At 40.4% G+C, this 22,706-nt stretch carries 15 protein-coding genes and 1 pseudogene; 7 read left to right on the top strand and 9 right to left on the bottom strand.

Annotated features, from left to right (window positions below; genetic code table 11):
• Positions 1-13: 13 nt before the first annotated feature.
• Positions 14-1,863, top strand: a pseudogene (locus BACCOP_RS12795) (TonB-dependent receptor).
• A gap of 7 nt (positions 1,864-1,870) precedes the next feature.
• Here the strand turns inward: BACCOP_RS12795 and BACCOP_RS12790 are convergent.
• Complete coding sequence (locus BACCOP_RS12790) at positions 1,871-3,217, bottom strand: cobyrinate a,c-diamide synthase (protein WP_007569723.1); 1,347 nt, start codon at positions 3,215-3,217, stop codon at positions 1,871-1,873.
• Positions 3,218-3,302: 85 nt separating this feature from the next.
• Between BACCOP_RS12790 and BACCOP_RS12785 the strand changes: the two genes are divergently transcribed.
• Positions 3,303-4,070 (top strand): SDR family oxidoreductase, encoded by a 768-nt coding sequence (locus tag BACCOP_RS12785; protein WP_007569722.1) that lies wholly within the window; start codon positions 3,303-3,305, stop codon positions 4,068-4,070.
• A gap of 31 nt (positions 4,071-4,101) precedes the next feature.
• The gene (locus BACCOP_RS12780; protein WP_007569721.1) at positions 4,102-5,412 is read left to right on the top strand and encodes an anaerobic C4-dicarboxylate transporter family protein; all 1,311 of its coding nucleotides are present in this window, start codon (positions 4,102-4,104) and stop codon (positions 5,410-5,412) included.
• A 185-nt stretch (positions 5,413-5,597) separates the two neighbouring features.
• On the opposite strand, the gene BACCOP_RS12775 is transcribed toward BACCOP_RS12780, so the two are convergent.
• The 7 genes from BACCOP_RS12775 to BACCOP_RS12745 all read right to left on the bottom strand — a co-directional run bounded on the left by BACCOP_RS12775 (position 5,598) and on the right by BACCOP_RS12745 (position 14,597).
• Positions 5,598-6,203, bottom strand: a complete 606-nt coding sequence (locus BACCOP_RS12775; RefSeq protein WP_007569720.1) for a DUF4112 domain-containing protein — start codon at positions 6,201-6,203, stop codon at positions 5,598-5,600.
• Entirely contained in the window at positions 6,200-8,332 is a 2,133-nt protein-coding gene (locus BACCOP_RS12770) for a hypothetical protein (RefSeq protein WP_007569719.1), read from the bottom strand. The genes BACCOP_RS12775 and BACCOP_RS12770 overlap by 4 nt, the downstream gene beginning before the upstream one ends.
• A 36-nt stretch (positions 8,333-8,368) precedes the next feature.
• Positions 8,369-9,142, bottom strand: coding sequence for a hypothetical protein (locus BACCOP_RS12765; RefSeq protein WP_022126448.1), 774 nt, complete (start codon positions 9,140-9,142; stop codon positions 8,369-8,371).
• 188 nt (positions 9,143-9,330) lie between these two features.
• Positions 9,331-10,446 (bottom strand): hypothetical protein, encoded by a 1,116-nt coding sequence (locus tag BACCOP_RS12760; RefSeq protein WP_007569715.1) that lies wholly within the window; start codon positions 10,444-10,446, stop codon positions 9,331-9,333.
• Positions 10,447-10,579: 133 nt separating this feature from the next.
• Entirely contained in the window at positions 10,580-12,700 is a 2,121-nt protein-coding gene (locus BACCOP_RS12755) for a TonB-dependent receptor (RefSeq protein WP_007569713.1), read from the bottom strand.
• Positions 12,701-12,798: 98 nt separating this feature from the next.
• Positions 12,799-13,638, bottom strand: a complete 840-nt coding sequence (locus BACCOP_RS12750) for a winged helix-turn-helix domain-containing protein (RefSeq protein WP_007569711.1) — start codon at positions 13,636-13,638, stop codon at positions 12,799-12,801.
• A 53-nt stretch (positions 13,639-13,691) separates the two neighbouring features.
• Complete coding sequence (locus BACCOP_RS12745; RefSeq protein WP_007569709.1) at positions 13,692-14,597, bottom strand: helix-turn-helix domain-containing protein; 906 nt, start codon at positions 14,595-14,597, stop codon at positions 13,692-13,694.
• Between the two features lie 225 nt (positions 14,598-14,822).
• Here BACCOP_RS12745 and BACCOP_RS12740 point away from each other — a divergent pair, with 225 nt between their 5' ends.
• The 3 genes from BACCOP_RS12740 (at position 14,823) to BACCOP_RS12730 (ending at position 19,245) form a co-directional block, all read left to right on the top strand.
• The gene (locus BACCOP_RS12740; protein WP_007569708.1) at positions 14,823-15,644 is read left to right on the top strand and encodes an SDR family oxidoreductase; all 822 of its coding nucleotides are present in this window, start codon (positions 14,823-14,825) and stop codon (positions 15,642-15,644) included.
• A 213-nt stretch (positions 15,645-15,857) separates the two neighbouring features.
• Positions 15,858-18,293: a glycoside hydrolase family 2 TIM barrel-domain containing protein gene (locus BACCOP_RS12735; protein ID WP_050756969.1), complete on the top strand. Its 2,436-nt coding sequence runs from the start codon at positions 15,858-15,860 to the stop codon at positions 18,291-18,293.
• 28 nt (positions 18,294-18,321) lie between these two features.
• Entirely contained in the window at positions 18,322-19,245 is a 924-nt protein-coding gene (locus BACCOP_RS12730) for a PGN_0703 family putative restriction endonuclease (protein ID WP_007569704.1), read from the top strand.
• 285 nt (positions 19,246-19,530) lie between these two features.
• Here BACCOP_RS12730 and BACCOP_RS12725 read toward each other — a convergent pair whose 3' ends face one another.
• Entirely contained in the window at positions 19,531-20,970 is a 1,440-nt protein-coding gene (locus BACCOP_RS12725) for a tagaturonate reductase (RefSeq protein ID WP_007569703.1), read from the bottom strand.
• A 319-nt stretch (positions 20,971-21,289) separates the two neighbouring features.
• Here BACCOP_RS12725 and uxaC point away from each other — a divergent pair, with 319 nt between their 5' ends.
• A complete protein-coding gene (gene uxaC, locus BACCOP_RS12720; protein ID WP_007569701.1) occupies positions 21,290-22,696 on the top strand; it encodes a glucuronate isomerase in 1,407 nt (468 codons plus the stop codon).
• The last annotated feature ends 10 nt before the right edge of the window (positions 22,697-22,706 follow it).

The following is a 22,706-nucleotide window of genomic DNA, read 5'->3' as shown; positions in this document are numbered from 1 at the left end:
CTGTACTCCAGGGATATCGCAAGAACAAAAACATGATACAATTCGTGCAAGCAAAGTTTATGAAATAGGAGAGGTAGTGGTTACAGGAAGCCGTAACGAAACAGATGTGCGCCATCTTTCACAAACAGTTTCCGTAATCAACCGCATCGACATAGAACATGCCATGCAACCCTCTTTATTACCTGTGCTTACCGAACAAATTCCGGGACTGTTTGTCACCTCAAGAGGTATCATGGGATATGGGGTTTCAACTGGTGCTGCCGGAGGTATTTCGCTGCGTGGTCTAAGTGGCGGGACAGGCAGATTAATGGTTATGATTGACGGTCATCCACAATATGCCGGTATATTCGGTCACCCTATAGCAGATGCTTACCAATCATTTCTTGCCGATAGGGTAGAAGTTCTAAGAGGTCCGGCATCTGTACTCTATGGCTCCAATGCAATGGGTGGCGTAATAAATATTGTCACCCGCAAAATGCATGACAACGGTGTAAATACTAATATTCACATGGGATATGGTTCTTACAACACATTGGAATCAGAATTCACCAGCCGTATTCGTAAAGGACGTTTTTCCAGTGTAGTGTCAGGGTCGTATAATCGTACAGACGGGCATCGTAATAATATGGAGTTTGAACAATACGGAGGATATGCAAAATTAGGCTATGAAATGACCGGCAACTGGAATTTGCGAGGAGATATAAACATAACCCATTTCAATGCATCATATCCGGGACCGATAACGGCTCCGTTGCTCGACGGTGACCAGCGTATTACGAGAGGGGTAACTTCATTCGCTATTGAAAACAACTATGAACAGACATCCGGAGGTCTGAGTTTTTTTACAATTGGGGAAAACATTGGATTAACGATGGATATACACCTTCGAAAGAAGAGAAACCTCAGGATGGGCGTTTTAACTCACGGGATAATATGATGGGAGTTTCACTCTATCAGAGTATGCAGTTTTTTAAGGGAAACCGAATAACAGCAGGGATTGACTGGTTTCGATACGGAGGTAAGGCTTGGAATGAATATGTAAGTGAAGAGCATATAGGTACAACATCAGATCTGGTCAACAAGCATGAAAACGAATTGGCTGGCTATGTTGATCTGCGCCAAAATATAGGAACATGGCTGACTTTCAATGCCGGACTTCGCGCAGATCATCATTCACGTGTTGGATTGGAATGGGTGCCACAAGCAGGACTGGCTTTTCATTTGCCCCATACGATTGAAATGAAAGCTTCTGCATCGAAGGGCTTCCGTTACCCAATTCTACGGGAGATGTATATGTTTCCGCCACAGAACCCCGATTTACAACCGGAATCCATGTGGAATTATGAATTGGCTTTTTCGCAACAATTGCTGAACGGCAGATTTACTTATGGAGTAAACTTGTTTTACATTGACGGGAAAAATCTTATTGAAACTCTTCCCAATCCCAATGGTAGTGGTATGCTAAATCAGAATTCCGGCGAAATAGAAAATTCCGGAATAGAACTACAAGCAGCCTGGCGTATCAGTCAATATTGGTCTGTCGACGGGAATTATAGTTATCTGCATATGAAGAATCCTGTTTTGGCAGCCCCAAAGCACAAGCTTTATACCGGAGTCAACTTTAACTATAGACATTGGGATATATCTACTGGCATACAATATATTTCCGGACTTTATACACAAACCGATCCAATTAAAACAGAAGAATTTGTTTTATGGAACATACGGGCTTCATATCAAGCTTGCCGTTGGTTGAATGTCTGGGCACGCGGTGAGAACTTGCTGGCGCAAAAATATGAGATTAATGCAGGATATCCGATGCCACGGGCAACAGTTATGGCTGGAATAAATATCAGTTTTTAAAGACCGACTATAAAAGATCTTCATCACTCCATAAATCCAGCATATCATTTACTCCCCAATACCAGCGTACAAGACTGGCATAAGCATTATTATGCCGATAGAACGAAGATGGTACTGTATTACCACGCATTGTATAAACTGATGCTGCCGGAATTAAATTTTCAGACGTTACAAGTTGTTCTGTATAATGAGATTCATAACCACGCAGCATCAGTTTCCGGTAATTCATTTGACGATAGCCAGTACATACTCGCGAATCGGTCACTGTAAAATTAAAAGGAAAGATATCAGCCATTTCATAGGAAGTTCCCCCACGACGTGCGGTTATAGAGTGTGAAAGCAGGAGCATTCCCCCACATTCGGCCAGCAGTTTGCCTCCATTCTCAATATAGTTGCGAAGCTGTCCGAATAATCGTTTCCGGCGATATAGCTGACGTGCAAACAGTTCCGGATATCCTCCTGGAATATAAACCAGATCAGCTTCCGGAAGGTCACTGCCATATATAGGACTAAAATAGGTAATTTGCCCGTTTCGTGACAAGGAATCAATCGTTTCACGCGATAAAAAACAAAAGGCCGGATCGCGTGCGATAGCTATACGTAACTTTTTACTGTTTGTTATTGGTCTGTTTTCTAACTCCGAATCAGATGTGTAAGGAAGAATATGCTGACAGGGGAAAATGCGTTCACATAAACTTAACAACTTATCTACATTCACATATTTGTCCACTAGAGAAGCGATCTGGTCTATTTGTTCGTCTATAGAACGCCTGGCTGTCAGTGTCAAGCCAGAATGGCGGGAAGGCAATTTAAAATCATCTATTATAGGTAAATATCCCAGACATTCTACACCTGCATCGACGCAAGCTTCACGCAACAAATTTAAATGAACGGATGAAGCAACCTGATTAAAAATAACACCTGCTACATGAACCAAATTCTTGAAATGTTTGAATCCATACAATACAGGCGCTACTGAATATGCAGTTGCACGTGCGTTGACCACTAATATTACGGGTATCTTCAATAATCGCGCAATATGAGCATTACTCCCTTGCATACGATTATAGCCATCAAAGAGTCCCATGCTCCCCTCAGTTATACATACATCAGCCTTTTCTGCATATTTATTATAAACAGACTGGATATGACTGTCGGATGCCAGCCAGGCATCCAGATTTACAGAATCGTAACCAGCAGCAATCGAATGATACTGAGTATCTATGCAGTCAGTGCCACATTTAAATGTTTGTGTACGCAATCTCCTTTGCTGCAAAACACGCAACAATCCCAGCGTAAAAGTAGTTTTTCCGCTTCCAGATACAGGAGATGCTATCAATAATTGTGGTTTCATGCTAGTTACGGTTGATAAAATCGGGCACAAAGATAGGGAGAACTCATGAATTTCCGTATTTTTGCAAACAAGAAAATAACAATCAATGAGAACAATAGTTATAACTGGCGGAGCCAAAGGGATAGGGCGCTGCTTGGTAGAGTATTTTGCATCGCAAGGTAATGCAGTCTATTTTATAGATATGGATGCGGATGCCGTTGCGACTGTAACGGAAAAATTATGTGCCAAACAAATGAATGTTTATGGCTTTACAGGAGATATTGCCGACGAACAAGTATTGCAAAAGTTTGCGGCGAGAGTGATAGAAGAAACTCCACAAGGAATACATTGCCTGATAAATAATGCTTGCTTGATGAAAGGAGGAATCCTCAGCGGATGTAGTTACGATGATTTCTTGTATGTACAGCGTGTCGGTGTTGCAGCTCCTTATCTGCTTAGCAAGCTCTTCATGCATCATTTTGCCGGTGTTGGTTCCATCGTAAACCTTTCCTCAACCCGTGCGTTTCAGTCGCAGTCCGATACAGAAGCTTATACGGCAGCCAAAGGAGGCATTACCGCACTGACCCATGCGCTTGCCGTAAGCCTCGCCGATATAGCCCGTGTCAATGCTATAGCACCGGGATGGATTGATACAGGTAAGTTTCACGACGAAAGTTATGTTCCCGACTACACTGAAGGAGATATCATGCAACATCCGTCACAACGGGTAGGAGAGCCTGAAGATATCGCCCGTGCTGTAGAGTTTCTCTGCGACGAACGCAATTCTTTCATCAACGGACAATGCCTGACCATCGACGGCGGAATGAGTAAGCTGATGGTTTATCACAACGACTACGGCTGGAGAAAAGAATAAAACTTGTATTAATTATTTCATAAAGATTCTTATGCTATTACAATTATTATTTGTCCTTGTGGCGATAATTATCGGTGCAAGAGTAGGCGGTATCGGACTGGGAATATTGGGCGGACTTGGTCTTGCTGTGCTGACCTTTGTATTCGGACTTCAACCCACTGCACCTCCGATAGATGTAATGCTTATGATTGTTGCTGTCATTGCGGCAGCAAGTTGTATGCAAGCAGCAGGTGGACTGGACCTGATGGTGAAGTGGGCAGAGAAGATTTTGCGAAAGAACCCGCATCATATTACATTGCTAAGCCCGTTTGTGACTTACTTTTTTACCTTTTTTGCAGGAACAGGACATGTAGCTTATTCTGTTCTTCCCGTTATTGCCGAGGTTGCCAAAGATACAGGTATTCGTCCGGAACGTCCGTTGGGTATCGCAGTTATCGCTTCGCAGCAGGCTATTACTGCCAGCCCGATATCGGCAGCAACGGTTGCTATGCTCAGTATGCTTGCCGGATATAACATTTCGCTGTTCGATATCCTGAAGATTTCCATTCCCTGTACGCTGGCTGGAGTTCTTCTCGGTGCACTGTATTCGATGAAAGTCGGCAAAGAACTGAAAGATGACCCTGAATATCAAAGACGACTGGCAGCTGGTGAAATTTCCGGTGATGGTTATCATACCACAGAAGTGGCAAGTCATGGTAAGGCACTTACTTCTGTCATTCTCTTTTTGGCTGCCACGATAGGAATTGTTTTATTCGGATCTATCGACGGACTCCGCCCGACATTTACAACAGCTCAAGGTGAAGTTCAAATGGAGATGTCACACATTATCGAAGTGTTGATGCTTTCTGCCGCCTCACTCATTTTGCTATTCACAAAAACAGATGGTATAAAGGCAGCAAAAGGTTCTGTTTTCAATGCAGGAATGCAGGCCGTAGTTGCAATTTTTGGTATTGCATGGATGGGAGATACCTTCATCGCAGGAAACATGGAAGTTATGAAAGAGAATATTTTCGGCCTTGTTACCGATATGCCTTGGCTGTTTGGTGTGGCCTTGTTCCTGATGTCCATCTTGTTATTCAGTCAGGCAGCTACCGTTCGTTCTCTGTTACCGCTCGGCATAGCACTAGGCATTTCTCCTTATATGCTTATCGCGCTTTTCCCAGCTGTGAACGGTTATTTTTTCCTGCCCAACTATCCGACAGTGATAGCCGCCATAAACTTTGATACTACCGGAACAACACGAATAGGCAAATATCTGCTGAACCATTCGTTTATGATGCCCGGACTGATAGCCACCATTGTATCGGTTGTACTGGGTATTGTGTGGGTTTCGATGATGTAATTATAATGAAGTTTAAATCCCATATAGATAGATTAATTTATTACTCTTCTGCTAATAGCCCTATCATTACCAAAAAAGTTTGATAGGGCTATTATTACTTATGATATTTCAAATGGCTGATTGAAATTCAATGAATAACATACAAGATTCTTTTGGAGATAAAAAATCAATGATTTCCTATTATTTCAAAAAGCAGCAAACAAGCCATTAAAAAAATCTGATATCACAGAGCCAACATAAACAACCAATTTAACCAAGTAATAAATAGTAACACAAAAAAGAATAATCATTATACCTGTCCAGACAGCTTTCCGATTGACTTCATTGATCACCTCCTGATCATCTTCTACAAAACCGACTATAAGTTTGCAGTTCTGTAAATAAGCACGATTGCAAAAATCAATAATATCGCCGATATAGAATGGAATTAAACCAAGTGCCACATCGCGAAGTATATTGAAAATAACCGCTAATGTCAATGGTAATGAACGAACTTTACATGCGGCAACATAGATAAATGGTACGGCAAAAACTGAAGTTAGAGCGTCACCAAATCCTGGCATGAAAAAACCAATTATAGGGTCAAGACAGAATTTATCCATCCATTTGGCTATGCTTAGAACTGTTCTATAAGATGAAGACTGTTCGATTTCCATGCGCCGCAACTGCTTTTCCATTTGACGTAGTTCTTCTTTCTGTATGGATTGTTCGATCTGCAATTCTTCTTCCGTATTGTCTAGCCCCAACTCTTTTTGTGCCTGATGTCTTCTGTTATTTTGCATTTCACTCATAATTCTATTGTTTTAGTTCCATTAATAAAGTCCTCCCAATCTCCGTCTTCAAATAAATTACGACTTTTGTCAGCCAATGCCAAGAATCCGCTTTTTAGTTGTTCATGGTTTTGAGCTGTATTCATGCGTTGCAGACTTTTCATTAAAATATCGCTCCTGCCATTTAAACTTTCCAGATACTGGTAAAATTGGCTTTGTAGTTTTGTTAGCTCCTGATTATAATTATTTTCTGCAATTGCACATTGGGCTTTCATGGCTTCCAGTTTTATCGCACTCTCAAGAAAAGTGATTGTCTGCTGAATAGCTACGCCTTCTGCCGCTCTTATTTCTGCTAATTCGTGCTCACTCTGTTTTATCTCTGGGATAGATTCAATAACAGGAATATTGTCTACATTACTTTCAATAGATTTTCTTCTATGTGCAGAAACTGTAGAACCTTCCAAATGTTCTCTTACAGACTGACAAAATACGTCTATTTTGTTACTTAAATCTTCAGGGATCCGAATGTCTTGCTGTGTGATAGAAACCGTTTGGGTCAATGAATTATCTAATCGGTTTTCTGCTATTTTTCTGCCTAATCGCAATAAGTTGATAACAGCTTCCAAATGAGGAATCATCCTTAAACGGATATTTCTATCGGCGCTGATATTCTCTATAATTAAGCTGTTCTGTTGTTGTAGCATATTTTTAAAATGATTATGCTCCATTTGATGCTCCTTAAATCTTGTTTGTTGCAACTTTAATTCATCACTATCCAGCTTTATATCTACCTGCAAATTCTCGTATTGCATGACAAGTGGTTTACAAATTTGGCTCCACTCATAAATACGTCTGTTGTAAGATTTGTTTAACGTTCCCAATGTACATATGTTCTTCAAAAAAGAAGGTTTAGAGGGCTTAGTTTGTTTGGCATCCTTATATTGTGTCTGTAAGCTGTCCAGTAGCTGTTTACATTCCGTAATATGCATAGAGTAATAACCGATATTAAGCTCCTCATCATTCATCTCTTGTTCTATTTTGTTTAGTTCTGCCAAGATATCGTCACGTTTCTGTTTCAGACTTCTTGTTTTATCATCGTTATAGAGCAAATCTGTTAGCTGACGCCATTCTTCCGAAAGAACCTGCTCTGCAAATTTACAGAAAGCTTCTGCTTCAGGAATGAAAACATCATTAAGTGACTTGTAGACAACAAAGAGTCTTCCCATATCCCCCTTAATCAAGGCAACGTCATGATTTACGCTATTCTTCAGGCAAAGTAATTCTTGTTTGAGATTTGCAACTTTCTCTCCCGTTTCCATATAATGTGAAAGCATATTTAAACCTGCTAATATCAAACCAATTTGTTTATTACTTGTCCCTCTATAAGCAATACTTGCTGTTTTCAATGACTGCGCAAAACTGTCTGATATATCAGACATCAGTGTTGAGCATTTTTCATTTATTGTATTGTAGTCTAGCTGTACATTCTGTAACATCTTATGTACATCCAGGTATTCTATCTTTTCAAAATCGAACAGCTCGGGAGAAACTACTTTGATAGATTCACCAAACGCATCAACAAGTGTCAGAGCAAACCTGTGATAGATATCACAAATGTAAGCACGTAATTTTATAAAATCTCCTATCAAAAGATGTATCTGTTGTTTGGCTTCATCGTAATTTCCAACCAATGCCGAGTACTTACCGAAAACTTTTGTTGCTTCTTGTTTTACAGATTCTACTCCTTTTGTTCCGATAATGGCACCGGTTATATTACTGCCTTGGCGGACTGCTTCTTCTCGTATAACCTCTGCCACTGATTTATTTACACTATTTAGTGATTTATTCCAGTTCTGCAAACGCTGTTGTTCTAATTTAAACAAACAGTCTGTTTCATTTTTCGCAATCAATCCATCTGCCTGATACTCATCTACTAATAAACCTTTTTTTTCGTTATCGTAAAAACAAGTCCTGATAGAATTGTCCTGATTGAAATATTGGTAAGCTTCCCATACCAATATTCCGACCTCAAAGCAGTCATTTGATATACCCAACTGCTGCAAGTCGTAAGCTAAATCAGCCCTCGTATAAACAGTTCCTTTCTGATGAGACAACTCCTTGATTTTCTGATAAATCTTTATTTTGTCCATAAGATATTGATTTATATAGTCACAACATTTCTTAAATTACAATGTTTTTCTGCTTAATGCCAGGTGAAAAGCATTCATCATGCCAACGTAGCATTCTTCGTATCCAATTCGGGCACTAGGATGATAACTGTTAATCACCCATTTTTCCGTAGCAGGCGAATAATAAATCCAATCCCCCGTATCGGGTACAACTTGTAAATCTGTCAGATATTGTGAGCGAACAAAATCTAAAATAAGATTTTTTCCGTTGACACAACCACAACACAGAATGATGTTTGCATCATATAGCGCAATCTGTTTTTTCAGAAAGTCTGCATAATCATTCAGATACAATGAAAGAAGTCTATTGGTGATACTAGAACCTCCACACTGCTTTTTACAATTAACGTGTGCAATGGGAGCCGTTTCAAAAAAAGGACCAGATAATTCCATATTACGGACTGTCTTAAAATCGGGTACTTCTTCTGAAGTTGTATGTAATAGTCCGTAGGTCCACATACGCAGGTTTTTGATAAATGGTGCTCCATACTGATAAGAGAATACAGCTGTATTCTGACGTCCGGTTTCCTGCCGAATATTCCATGCTTCTGTATCATTCAAGTCTTTTGTCAGAATAAGCAGACGACGTTTTGCGTTTAACCATAACTCTTCTTCATTACCTTCTCTTCTGTGCCACGATCCGTCTGCATAATAGATCAGTCCCCTCCAAAGCAATCCGTCTTCAGAGAACTCTTCTGCATCGTGTTTACTTTCTGCAAATCGGCGCCATTCATCGAGAATCTGTTGCTCCAATTGTTTTAACTGTCCCATGTTCATTGATGTTAAATCAGAGGAAACAGCCTCTAGCTGGCAAACTCTTTTCTTGAGTTTGCATGGCAAAGTTAACCTATCTAAAGCACATATAAAGGCATAATGATTATTTCATTTTTACTTTTGAAATATCGCGTGTATCTATTTTATAATGAGTTATTTATGATTTTGAATTTACTAAAATCTTACTAATTATGCGAAACCAGTCTCTCTTCATCTTTTTCTCTTCTTTTTTCTATCTTTTTCTTTTTTACCATACTAAATATAGATTTCATCAATTTTATTTTATTATCGTTTGCATTGTCTGGAATTTTGCAGTGGCCAAATTTGTAATCAAACATTTTAGAAAAAGCCTCATTAGTTCCTTTTAAGGGAGCATCAAAAGATTCTTTGATCAATTTTAGAAAGATTTCTTTATGTACACGGGAAAGGCCAGGGCCAAAATTAAGTTTATTTCCCATTCTGATTATTAGCTTTTGGGTAGCACACCGTTTTAGTAACGTTACGATATTTTCAATATTTGAATCACTCCGTCCACCTTGAATACACTTAACATATTCTATTTTCTGTCTGAATGCCTCTACTGCATGCGGGTCATTGAAACTCTCAATCAATAGTTCCCTCAGCCATTTCGTTTCTATTTTTTCGGATATGATGTTATACTCCTTCTTTAATTTCTCCAATTGTTTTGGGGAAAGTTCTGGTTCTGCCCCCTCATATATAAACATATAAGTTGAAATAATAGGAATATTTATCATACCTACAAATTGAAGGTCGCCATTAGACAACAGACAATCTTTGATTGCTTTGTTCCACACAATGACAATTTGTGGTCTTAGTTCCGTCAGCACTTCCTTGAAAGCTTCATAATCAGCATCGAACAGACTTTCGTTGTCTTCATAGGGTGGTGTATAGCCATTGGGCCAATAATGCTGGATATAATTGGTAAAGGCTACTTGATCCCAAAAGAGAAGTTTTTCATCTTCCGAAAGATAATCACGTTTGTTTAACATGAGATAGGTAAAGGCATCGAACGACGGGTAGGGGAATCCCTCCAGGTAAGAATCCACCTCGATAGTATCGCTGTTTGACAATTTATAGTAATTCTGATCTTCTTTACCGACATAACATGGACAGGCAGCATCCATACTCCATATTGTATTACTGGAAGCACATTCCTCTTTCAGATGGCTACAATCCGTATATGGACAATAAAAATGCGATCCAAGAATTAATGTTTTTATTCCATGAAAACCTTTTTCATAATCTTTTCCTACTCTCGGTGTGAAAAAATATTTCTTCATATAAACCGTTTATCAAACTAGAAATTATCAATACTTAAAGGTAATAGATATTTTTCTATTTATTCAAACGAAAACAAAGGCATTTATCAAAAATCATTTTGTTTCCAACTTATCAGCTCATTTTTTTTATATCTTATCGGATAATTCCCGTATCACTGTCCTTCAACTGAATAGTTTTATTGACCGTCCGGTATTTATGTCCTTTGTGTAACCTCCATGTAACTGTCAGACTGACGAGATTACAGATGTCCGTGCTGTAAAGAGCTGTCGATTTCTGAAGATTACAGTTCAAGATATCTGTTTCGAACATCTTATACCGCTGCATCAATGGCAGTTGCCAGGCAAGGGAAAACTGGTAGGATTTATACTGATAGGAGCCCTTCAGCAGGATGCTGTTTCCGTTATATCCCTTAGATTCTCCTTCCAGGAAACGCCATCCGTTGTCGGCATATGCCTGAAGCGAAAAGTTTCCCAAATAAGCGTGAACATTTCCCGTCAGGAAATAAGAAGTATAACAGTGAGTGTAGTCATATCCGAAGTTGAAACAACGGAACAATCCGCCGTATAAGGCTACGGAAAGTTTATCGGGCAGCAACCAATAATTGACATATCCTGCTGTCTGCAAGGCATCTATTTCTTTCTGGTTGCGCTGGGTATAGATAAACTGATCGTCTGCCGTCCGTTCGTACACCGCCATGTTCGGGCGATGACATATCTTATAAAAGCCTTCGATGTATGCTTGCAGGCGGGCCTCGGAATAAGATAGTCTGAGAGTGTGATATGTTTCTCTGTTGGGCTTGAGGTCAGGACTTCCGGCAGTCCATTCCATGCTGTTGGTACGGATCATGGCATCGCTGATCATGGCTATGCGGGAAGTACGCTCGTTCGACTGGAAATTATAGCTTACATGCAGTGCATTGGTGAAATCATAGCTCAGTGCAGCTTTAGGACAAAACGTCCAGTAGTCGTACGTATGCTCCTGTTGGCGGTAGTGCAGGTAGCTTGCACCTATGCCTACCGAATAACGTAGTTTACCCCAATAGCCTTTTATCTCGGAAAACAGATAGAAGCGGTTGTTGTGCATCAGGGTAAGCGAAGAAACATCGCCCGTATACGTATTGTTCGTGTATTTCTGACTGTAATTGATACCAGTAGAAAGGGTAAAAGGTTTCAACTTATTCTCGTAGATAGCTTCACTCATCAGCGAATAAGTCTTTCCGTCCACATTGTATCGGTAGGGAGAGCCTTCATCGTAACTGGTAGAGGAATTTGTATCGATATAGGTACCTACAGCATTCAGCGTGACCGACTGTCTGGGGGTAAGCTGCTGGAAATAATATAAGTCGAGAACCGGACTTCCCGTCCGACTGTTGTCTTGCTGGATTGCAATATATTCTTCCGTTCCATCTATCACACTCTTCCGGTTGAAATCGCCTGGTACGTGACTGAAATCACCACTGAGCGATGCTTGAAATACATAACGGGTAGAATCAGCTAAATTGTAGGTCAGCTTCACACGATTATTGAATCTCCGGCTGCGTGACGCAATATCGTTACGTTGAATGGTATAGACTGATCCATCATTCAAGTGATAATAGGCTGTTTCCTCCATCCGATTACCGTCAAAATCCTTATATCCGAAATCATAGTTCAACGAAAGTTCGCTTTTTCCCGTATTCCACTTACCATAGACTGTATAGTTCCCGTTTTCGGCATTCAGTGACTGACTCAGGAATGTGCCGACTGTGTATCCACTGGTTGCGCGCCGTGTCGTAATATCGATAACATAAGCGACACCATCACCATAACGGACACCGGGATTGTCAATGAAATCTATCTTACGGATGCTTTTCGGATCGAGTGATAACATTTCGGCTTGATCTACAATAATGCCGTTGATACGTAGCTGTACGCTTCCTTTATTGTCGATAGTAGACACATTACGGGCATCTTCATCGATACGGATATTAGGTAGACTGAGTTTCTGCAAGACACTATATCCTGAACTGGACGCTTCTTTCTGAGCATCGGAAGGGTAGAGCAGCAGACCGTCTGTTTTATGAACAATCCGTGCAGCTTTTACTTCCACTTCTCCCAGTTCGATACTTTGCTCGGCTGTCTGTGCAGATGCTGCAAACGAAAAAAGAATAAATGTGATACCGGCGCAGGCTTTTCGGGCAGCCCGACTAATGCCATATACCAAGGAATCCTCTACAGAGGCATTACCTTGAAACTGATTTGTTAGCCATTCCATTTGTTTCTGTTTTGATGTTTCGGAAACAAATGTAGAGGGTAGAGATAAATGACAGCCAGAACAAACACTGACATTTGTCTGACATTTCAGTGTCAGTTTTATATCTTATTGATTTCCAGTGAATAGTTCCGACCTCTGTCTGCTACGATTTTCAGATTAGTATGTTCCTCTACAATCGGCTTCAGCCTGCGGATAAGCGTATAAAGTGTATCATTGGCATCCTCTTTCTTGGGCCAGAGTGCTGCGCAAATGTCCTCTTTAGTCAGTGAATGTGACGGAGCATTCCAGAATAACAACATGAGCTGCTGTTGCATTGGAGTAAAGCGGATAGGAGTGTGTGCCGCCGTATAAAACCGCTGGTCCACTTCCGAATAAACCAGTCCTCCAAAACCGGTGACAGCTTCCGAACCTTCTTGCTTCTTTCTCAAATAGAGCCACGACAGCATCGCCCAAAGGAAAGCCGAAATCATGCAGGCAGCCGGAATGCGCTGATCCGACATACTCAATATACTGGCAACCGACAAGCGGGCATATCCTTTTAAGGCAAGTGTTTCTCCTGCATGTTTATCCTTTACTATCAGCGTGTCACTACAGACAGCTTGTTCATCCAAAGAATTATCCTGAAAATCGCTATCAACCACATCGAATGTAATAAATGCCGCCTGCTGAAGACGTTTATCTTTCAGGTAACGGCAAAACCATTCATCGGAAACAGCAATCAGTACCTGTCCTCCTGAAGTCTTGCGAAGTTGCTTGTACACCCTGATTGTATCTTGGGTAATGATATAATCTTTTCTCTCTTTGAGGGTTTGTGCCAAAGCCTGATTCAAATCGGCTGTTATTTCATTCCTGGCCTTACAATAATTGTGACGGCCAGCCAGCAAAGAAGTCAGCATAAGTGTCAGAAATACGGCAACAGATAGTAGTTTGCTGTTCATAAAATCAGATTTTATTTCTGACAAATGTAACAAATTTTATGCTAAAACGAGAATCATCCACCTATTATATTCCGATATTCGTTCGGTGTCATTCCCGTAGCTTTTTTAAATACTCGGGTAAAATGCTGAGGATATTGAAAACCAAGTTGGTATGCAACCTGGCTGATTGAATGAGCTGGAATGAGCAATTGTACCTTTGCTATGCCGACAATTTTATCTTGTATATACTCTAATGCAGTTTTTCCTGTTTCTTTTTTAATAAGATCACCAAAATAATTCGTCGAAAGACAAAGCTCGCTTGCACAATATTTTACTGTAGGCAATCCTTTTTGCATGGCATTGTCACCTGCAAAATACTGGTCGAGGAGGTTTTCAAAACGTGTCAGAATATCGCGGTGAGCATCCTGTCGGGTGATAAACTGTCGTTCGTAAAAGCGCAGGCAATAGTTTAGCAATAATTCAATATGATTAGCAATCAGCCGTTTGCTCATCCGATCGATAGAATGTTGTAATTCCTCCTGAATCTTTATCAGACAATCTATAAATGTATGACGCTCTTGTTCCGAGAGATGCAAGGCTTCGTTCACTTCATAAGAAAAAAATGTATATTCACTCATGGCACGTCCAAGGTTGGTTCCGCGAATCAGATCAGGATGAAAACACAATGCATAACCTTGAGGCTGGAAGATTTCACCTGTATCTTCTATTCCAATGACTTGTCCCGGTGCAAGACAGACAACCGATCCTTTCTGATAATCATACCGTTGTCGGCCATAAATCAAATCACAGTTCTTCTCGTCTTTCAGAAAAACCACATAAAAACCGAAAGTATGTCGCATATGCCGCATCGGTTTCGCTTTTGAAAGATTTATCACACTTACTAGTGGATGCAAGGTTTCTACACCAAGCATATCATCATATTCAGTTATGGTATCGAAATTTAATAATTCTGTTTTCATCGGGAGATATTTATATTACAAATATAAGAAAGGATTCTTACTCCATCGTTATATAACAAAAGAAAAGCAGTGTTTCTATGCAGTAAATCTGTGTTTTATATCATTGACAATAATCTGCAATACTGACAAATTACACCATCTGTGAAATTATTCTGTGTTTTGTATAACTATCAGTAAAATAGTAAAGGATAATTTTGCAATAGGAATCAATATAATATATGCGATATGGAAAAAGAAGTAATGATACTTACAGGTGCCGGACAAATCGGTATGGCGATAGCCCGACGGATGGGATATGGAATGAAGATTGTAGTCGGTGACAAACGAATGGAGAATGCACAGTCCGTGGCCGATACGATGAACCGTGCCGGATTTGATGTGCTTCCGGTGGAGATGGACTTATCATCCCGCGAGTCTATTCTACATCTGATTGACACGGCACAGCAATATGGAGAAATAGCCATGCTGGTCAATGCTGCGGGAGTTTCTCCTTCACAAGCATCAATAGAAACTATTCTGAAAGTCGACCTGTATGGCACGGCTGTATTGTTGGAAGAGGTCGGAAAAGTCACCATGCGGGGAGGTACAGGCGTTACAATTTCCAGTCAATCCGGACATCGTCTGCCAGCACTTGGTGCGGAAACTGATGAGCTGCTGGCTTGTACGCCAACTGAAAGACTATTGGATCTCGAAGTTTTGCAACCACAACATATCAATGATACACTCCATGCATACCAGTTGGCTAAACGTTGTAATGTAAAACGTGTTATGTCGGAAGCCGTAAAATGGGGTAGAAGAGGAGCGCGCATTAATTCTATTTCTCCGGGCATCATTGTTACCCCATTGGCTCTTGATGAGTTCAACGGTGTACGTGGAGAATTTTATAAGAAGATGTTTGCCCAATGTCCGGCACATCGTCCGGGAACAGCAGACGAAGTGGCAAATGTTGCCGAATTGTTGATGAGTAATCGGGGAGCCTTTATTACCGGAGCTGATTTTTTGGTAGATGGAGGAGCCACAGCTGCTTATTTTTATGGCCAGAAATGAGTATTCTATTTCTATGAGGTAAAACTTTTGTGACAATATTCTATAAACGATACTTTGTCTTCTGTCAAGAAATTGTATCTTTGTTAAATCCTTATAATCTGATGGCGGAAAAGATAGGAAGATATAAGTATTCTGAAATACTTGACCTCCATTAGATAAATAAGGGTTTTGATACAAAAAAATATTAACATTACAATATTAATGGAAACACACATGAAGACATTTTATCTCATGACCATGGGATTTTGTCTGGTTCTAAATCTCCATGCACAGCGAAGCGAATATCTGCTGGAAAAAGGATGGAAATTTACCAAAGGAGAGGTTAGCAATGCTGAAATGCCAGCATTCAATGATGCTAAATGGGAAACTGTAGACATTCCACATGACTGGGCTATTTTCGGACCTTTCGATAAGAACAACGACTTACAAAATGTAGCTGTCACACAGAATTTTGAAACTCAGGCTAGCTTAAAAACCGGACGTACGGGTGGTTTGCCATACGTAGGCATAGGATGGTATCGTACAACATTTCATTCTACTCCAGGAAAACAGACAACCCTGATCTTTGACGGAGCAATGAGCGAGGCTCGTGTGTTTGTCAACGGAAAAGAAGCCTGTTTCTGGCCCTGTGGCTATAACTCTTTCTATTGTGACGTTACCTCTCTAGTAAATGAAGATGGTAAAAATAGCACACTTGCCGTACGATTGGAAAATCGTCCACAATCATCACGTTGGTATCCGGGAGCGGGACTTTATCGAAACGTACATGTAGTAACTACAGAAAAAATCCATGTTCCGGTATGGGGAACTCAGATTACTACTCCGTACGTGAAGGACGAATATGCTTCTGTTTGTCTTCGTACAACGATTTTAAATGCGGAAAAAACAGAGCTGACTGTGGTAACGGACATTATAGATGCTGACGGACAGGCGGTTTCAACCAAAACGAACAAAGGAGTCATCAATCACGGCCAACCTTTTACTCAGAATTTTATCGTAGAACGACCTAAGCTCTGGTCACCCGAAACTCCAGTCCTATATAAGGCCGTATCAAAAATCTATTCAGGTGATACGCTTCTCGATACTTATTCCACACGTTTCGGTATTCGTACAATTGAATATATAGCCGACAAAGGTTTTTACCTGAACGGAAAGCGACGTAAATTTCAGGGAGTATGCAATCATCATGACCTGGGACCTTTGGGAGCAGCAATTAACGTTGCAGCGCTCCGCCATCAGTTGACATTACTCAAAGAAATGGGATGTGATGCCATCCGTACATCGCATAATATGCCTGCTCCCGAACTAGTTGAACTTTGCGACGAAATGGGATTCATGATGATGCTTGAGCCGTTCGACGAATGGGATATCGCCAAGTGTGACAACGGATACCATCGCTTCTTTAATGAATGGGCGGAAAAGGATATGGTAAACATGCTTCGACAGTATCGGAACAATCCATGTGTGGTAATGTGGAGTATCGGCAACGAGGTTCCTACCCAATGGAGTCCGGAAGGATATAAAGTAGCAAAGTTCTTACAGGATATCTGTCATCGGGAAGACCCTACACGTCCGGTAACCTGTGGTATGGATCAAGTGAAAAGTGTACTGGCAAACGGATTTGCTGCAATGCTTGATATTCCGGGGCTGAATTATCGTGCTCACCTATATGATGAAGCTTACGAACGTTTGCCACAAAACATCATTTTAGGTTCGGAGACATCGTCTACTGTCAGCTCTCGTGGAGTATATAAGTTCCCGGTGGAACGTAAGGCCGGAGCTATGTATGATGATCATCAGTCTTCTTCATATGATCTGGAATATTGCAACTGGTCTAACATTCCTGATATTGATTTTGCGCGTGCCGAAGATCATGAATGGACAATCGGACAGTTTGTGTGGACTGGATTCGACTATCTGGGCGAGCCGAGCCCGTATGACACCAATGCATGGCCGAATCATAGTTCGATGTTCGGTATCATCGACCTGGCATCTATCCCCAAAGACCGTTATTATCTGTACCGAAGTGTATGGAATAAAGAAGCAGAAACACTGCATATCCTGCCGCACTGGAATTGGGAAGGACGTGAAGGTGAAAAGACTCCAGTTTTTGTTTATACGAACTATCCTTCGGCAGAATTGTTTATCAACGGAAAAAGCTATGGACGTCAGACTAAACACAAGAACGGAACAGTAGAAAACCGTTATCGTCTGATGTGGCATGACGCAGTTTATCAGCCGGGCGAGGTGAGAGTAGTGGCATACGACGAACAGGGGAATCCTGTTGCAGAAAAGACTGTTCGTACTGCAGGCAAGCCGCATCATATAGAACTTGTTACAGATCGCAGCTCTCTTCAGGCAGACGGAAAGGATCTGGCATATGTTACACTCCGCATTGTTGATAAGGACGGCAACTTGTGCCCGAATGACGGACGTCTGGTAAGTTTCAAAGTAAAAGGGGCAGGTAAGTACCGTGCTTCTGCAAACGGAGATCCTACTTGTCTGGATTTATTTCACAAGCCGGAAATGCATGCGTTCGGAGGTATGCTCACTGTTATAGTCCAGTCGGGAGAAAAAACTGGTGAGATAGAACTTCAGGCTACTGCCAAGGGAATAAAAACTGGAACTATCCGCATTCCGGTAAAATAAGCTTATTTGCATAAAATAATATCATCATATGGAAAGTATTTTAAATTTGGGAAATCAATGTAAAAGCGATAACGCTTTTACTAAAAAAGCTAGATTGCTTCAGTCGATGTACCGAGTGAAAATAGGAGAAGAGGAGGGTGTTGGACCGACAAAAACTTCCAAACGAAAATATGGTAATATGATTAGTGGTGGTGAAATTTCTGGAAAGAATTTTCTGATGAAAGAAACTTTTGAGTATGCTAAGAAAAGGGTTAAAAATCGAAAGGATAATGAAACGATAGATGAATTTCGATTATTCAACAATCTGCTTTCGAGTATGCCAATGGCATTCAACCTATTTCATCCTCTGATGTTACTTTTAGAAGAAAACCCTGAAAAGGTGACACTTACTATAAGATCTATCTTTAAAAATATCCCAGTATTTGTAGTAACAAAAATCGGATTGGAATTTATACCGACACCAATTGAGAAATACGCAAAAGATAAGTCGGCCATGGATGCCTATATCCAATTTCAAGATAACAATGGCGAGAAACATATAATCGCTATTGAAACGAAATATACAGATATACTCGGATTAAATGAAGCACATAATTGCGAAGAACAAAAACAAATGCTTATTGATACCGGACTGTTCTGTGCGGAATTTGAAGGGCTATTGATAGCAAATAAAATAAAATTAACACAGATCTACAGAAATCTTTTACTTACAGAGCGGTACAGAGAAGTCGAAAACTTGAAGGACTCATATTCTGTGGTACTTTCTCCGAAGGAGCATCCGTCAACAGAAAAGGAGATCAGATCAGTTACAGAGTATCTGAAGCCAGAGTATGCTTACAAGTTAAGTGCAGTAACTCTTGAGGACTTTGTGGATACGATGATACAATGTCTGCCAGAGTATTATGCTCAAGTTTATGAGAGGTTTAGAGAAAGGTATTTGGAGTTTGAATAGTACATTCAAATTCTTCAGTAAAAAACTTCAGCATCTTTTAGGAAATTATTCTCGATGTTTTTTAAAAATTCGTACGAAAAAAATTTTTTCTTCAGCATGTTTTTTTGAGCGACTGCAAGTATTGAATAGTTGCTCGACAAGTCTTATTATTCTGAAGAGAATATAAAGTGAATTATGGCAGAAGTAAGGGAAAGAGAAAGCTCTTTATAAAAAACAAGAAAGGAGGAGAATATCCGTTGCATGAGCGGATATTTTTCCTCCTCTTATGGAATTTCTAACAATTAATTACAGAATAGATTTTACTGTTTCCAGCATGCCTTTAGCCTGAATGCTGTCCAAGTCAGCTTTTACAGCAGCAGTCAGTCCCGGGATGTTGTTCAGGTTTTCGCCCCAGATAAATTCGGCAGCCAAAACTCCTTCAGCTACTTTCTGAGTATCACCTGTAGCCCAAAGCTGTTTCAACAAGTCCATAATATCCTGTGCATCGTTTGGAACAATTTCTGCGCCATCTTCACGTACACCGCCTTTGTAATAAGTAATGATAGCTGCAAGACCCAATACCAGTCCCTTCGGAAGTTCACCCTTACGTTCCAAGTACACTTTCAAACCTGGAAGGTCACGAGTCTGGAATTTAGGGAATGAATTCAGCATGATAGAAGTAACCTGATGGTCAACAAACGGATTGTTGAAGCGTTCCAAAACATCATGAGCAAATTTTTCAAGCTCTTCTTTCGGAAGGTTCAAAGTTTCCATCAATTCGTCAAACATTACTTTATTGATATATTTGCCGATAACCGGATGCTGGCAAGCATCGCGAACAATGTTTACACCTGACAGGTAAGCAACCGGTGAAAGTACAGTGTGAGGACCGTTCAACAGAGTTACTTTTCTTTCGTGGTAAGGAGCTTCAGAAGGTACAAACAATACATTCAGACCAGCCTTGTCTGCTGGGAATTCCTTAGCAACTTCCTGCGGAGCTTCGATAACCCACAAATGGAAGATTTCTCCCTGAACTACCAAGTTATCATCGTATTGCAGTTTTTCTTTGATTTCGGCAATTTCCTTACGTGGGAATCCCGGTACGATACGGTCTACCAATGTAGCATATACACCACAAGCCTTTTCAAACCAGTTCTTGAAATCGTCACCCAAGTTCCACAATTCAATGTACTGGTAAATAGTTTCTTTCAGCTTGTGTCCGTTCAGGAAGATCAACTCACAAGGGAAAATAATCAAACCTTTTGACATATCGCCATTGAATGTTTTATAACGGTGATACAGCAACTGAGTCAATTTTCCTGGATATGAAGAAGCAGGAGCATCTTCAAGCTTGCAAGAAGGATCGAAAGCGATACCAGCTTCGGTTGTATTTGAGATTACGAAACGCATTTCAGGCTGTTCTGCCAGTTTCATAAATTCAGCGTTCTGAGTGTAAGGGTTCAAGGCACGACTGATAACATCGATCATAGTCAGGCTGTTTACAGTTTCACCTTTGTCGAGTCCCTGCAAGTTTACGTGATACAAACAGTCTTGTGCATTCAGCATGTCTACCATACCTTTATCGATAGGCTGTACTACTACAACACTGCTGTTGAAATCTGTTTTCTGGTCCATATTATAGATTATCCAATCTACAAATGCACGTAAAAAATTACCTTCACCAAACTGAATGATTCTTTCTGGACGAACTGTCTTGTTTGCAGTTTCTTTGTTTAATGCTTTCATACTTGTATATTTTAAGTTCCGTATTTTTACAATTTTGCTTCTCTCTTTATAAGAAAGGTATAAAGGTGAAAAAACTAGTTGACAAAATAGTAATATATATTTACGAATAACGTTTTCTTCCTCTTTTTCAGAGATTAATTTTACTAAATATTCGCTGCAAATATACGAAATATTTTGTTATTCCAAATAAAATTTCTACTTTCGTGTTCGATAACGACAAATAAAACGAAATACATGTTAAGCAACATAAATTCCTTTTGCGGGATTTGCATTTTATGAAAATACATAACAAAAAACATAAACCTAAAAACGAAGCTTTATGAAAAAATTTATGGATGAAAACTTCCTGCTGAAAACAGAAACAGCGCAGGAATTGTACCACAACCATGCAGCTAAAATGCCTATTATCGACTACCACTGTCACCTGATTCCGAAAATGGTAGCAGACGATTACCAGTTCAAGTCAATTACAGAAATATGGTTGGGTGGCGACCACTATAAATGGCGTGCAATGCGTAGCAACGGTGTAGACGAACGCTATTGTACCGGTAAGGATACTACCGATTGGGAAAAATTCGAAAAATGGGCTGAAACAGTTCCTTATACATTCCGTAACCCATTATATCACTGGACTCATCTGGAGTTGAAAACTTGTTTCGGTATTGACAAGATTTTGAATCCGTCTACAGCTCGTGAAATTTTTGACGAATGTAATGCTAAGCTGGCAACTCCTGAATATACTGCCCGCAACCTGATGCGCCGTTATCACGTTGAAACAGTTTGTACTACTGATGATCCTGTTGACTCACTGGAATATCATATCGCTACTCGTGAAAGCGGATTCGAAATCAAGATGTTGCCTACATGGCGTCCTGACAAGGCTATGGCAGTAGAAGTACCTGCTGATTTCCGTGCTTACATGGAAAAACTGTCTGAAGTGAGTGGAGTAACAATTTCTTCATTCGACGATATGGTTGCTGCATTGCGTAAACGTCACGAGTTCTTTGCTGAACAAGGATGTAAGTTGTCTGACCACGGTATCGAAGAGTTCTATGCAGAAGATTATACAGATGCAGAAATCAGAGCTATCTTCAATAAAGTATATGGCGGTACTGACCTGACAAAAGAAGAAATCCTGAAGTTCAAGTCGGCTATGCTGATTGTATTTGCTGAAATGGATTGGGAAACCGGCTGGACTCAGCAATTCCATTACGGTGCTATCCGTAACAACAACACTAAGATGTTTAAACTTTTAGGCCCTGATACAGGTTTCGATTCTATCGGTGAATTTACTACTGCAAAAGCTATGGCTAAATTCTTGGATAAGCTGAATACCTCAGGCAAGCTGACTAAGACTATCCTTTACAACTTGAATCCATGCGCTAACGAAGTTATCGCTACTATGTTGGGTAACTTCCAGGATGGTTCTATACCAGGAAAGATTCAGTTCGGTTCAGGATGGTGGTTCCTCGATCAGAAAGATGGTATGGAAAAACAGATGAACGCATTGTCACTACTGGGCTTGTTGAGCCGTTTCGTAGGTATGCTTACCGACTCTCGTTCATTCCTGTCTTATCCGCGTCATGAATATTTCCGTCGTACATTGTGTAACTTGCTGGGTAATGATGTTGAAAATGGAGAAATTCCAGCATGCGAAATGGAACGTGTACAGCAAATGGTAGAAGATATCTGCTACAATAACGCAAAGAAATTCTTCGAATTCTAATTTGTATAAA

Source organism: Phocaeicola coprocola DSM 17136, assembly GCF_000154845.1.
GTDB lineage: Bacteria > Bacteroidota > Bacteroidia > Bacteroidales > Bacteroidaceae > Phocaeicola > Phocaeicola coprocola.
This window is presented reverse-complemented; position numbering and strand designations above follow the sequence as displayed.